At 57.1% G+C, this 1,287-nt stretch carries 1 protein-coding gene and 1 pseudogene; both read left to right on the top strand.

Features of this window, described 5'->3' with window-relative positions:
* Positions 1-700, top strand: a 700-nt coding sequence (locus EXE42_RS15580) for a hypothetical protein (RefSeq protein WP_137706914.1), incomplete at its 5' end; no start/stop codon positions are given.
* Positions 697-1,287: pseudogene (locus EXE42_RS15575) on the top strand (hypothetical protein); the annotation flags it as partial. The gene EXE42_RS15580 and the pseudogene EXE42_RS15575, both read left to right, overlap by 4 nt.

The following is a 1,287-nucleotide window of genomic DNA, read 5'->3' as shown; positions in this document are numbered from 1 at the left end:
GGGCGACATCTCGCGTGTCGACGTCGACGGCACCGAGCTCGTCGTCGAGTACGACGCGGACACGAGTGCCACCGGCCTCGCCGTGATCGCGCCCTCGGGCGAGGCCTTTGCCGAACGCCAGCTCACGCCGGGGGCCAGTCAGGAGACGATCCCGATCGGGACGGCGTACCCACCCGGGATGTACACTGTTCAGTTGATCGAAGAGGACTCGGTGGTGGCCGCGGTTGAGCAGTCGTTGCGGCCGGATGTCGTTATTCGGGACTTGAAACTCGGCCGGAATCACCCTGAGGAGATGTTCGAAGGTGCGGGGAGTCTCACGGTTACTGGCGAGACAATTGTGACTGTCGAGAACGTGGGGACCGGGCCTGAGAAGCTTACCAAACTCCACTTTGATGGTGATGTTCCCCGGCCAACGCCAGATAACCTTTCTGAGAGTGGAATCGCGGCAGTTGATCAACCGATCACGTATATGGAGCCGGTCATCGACACAGGGGAGACACGCACGATTTACTCTATGACGCTGCCGTTTGGAGCAAGCAGTGATGTTGTCAGCTGTACTCCAGACGGGACAAGCGGACAGTTTGAGGTTAGTATCTCCGGAGCGGTTGGTGGTGAATTGGCTGAACAGGAGTACAGTGTGAGCTATCAGGGCCAGAATCTGTCTGACTGTCAGATCACAATAGAGAGGGTCGAGACATGAGTGGGGTTTCGCTTACGGATGTTGGTTTTCAGTGGTTTATCGAGATCCTGAATCAGATTGTTGAGTGGTTTACCGAGGGAATTAGGGTGGGGTACCGTGCGATTACGGAAGCACTCTTCGGCACACCGGTCCCTGAAACGCCGAACGGGATTCCAGTAGGCGAACCACAGAACCAGCCGTGGACACAGCTGTACGATGCCCTCGTCGCAGGAGAGATAACCCTGATCGCATTTCTGGTCCTCATCATCTGTGTCCAAGGCCGGCATACGCTTCGTATTTTCAACCTCAGTGATCCGATCCGCGACCGGCAGGTGCGTCGCTCTGCGTGGACAGGAGGGCTAATAATTGCGACTTGGTACTGGATTGCTGTCACCGCATTATACCTTGTCGACGGCTTTTCCATCGCACTGGTGCCTTCGATCGATGCGGTAGCATCACCGTTGACCAACTTCTTCGATCTGACGCTGTCGAACCCGCTACTCGGGCTCTTGCTCACGTTCGTGGGCGCGGTGGCGATGTGGACGCTTCAGGCGCTGTTGTACCTCCGTGAACTCCTGCTGTACGTGTTCGTGTACGCGATGCCGATT

It is taken from the genome of Halorubrum sp. SP3, assembly GCF_005435195.1.
GTDB classification, from domain to species: Archaea; Halobacteriota; Halobacteria; order Halobacteriales; family Haloferacaceae; genus Halorubrum; species Halorubrum sodomense.
Note: the sequence above shows the minus strand (reverse complement) of the source record. Positions and strands in the feature narration are given on the sequence as shown.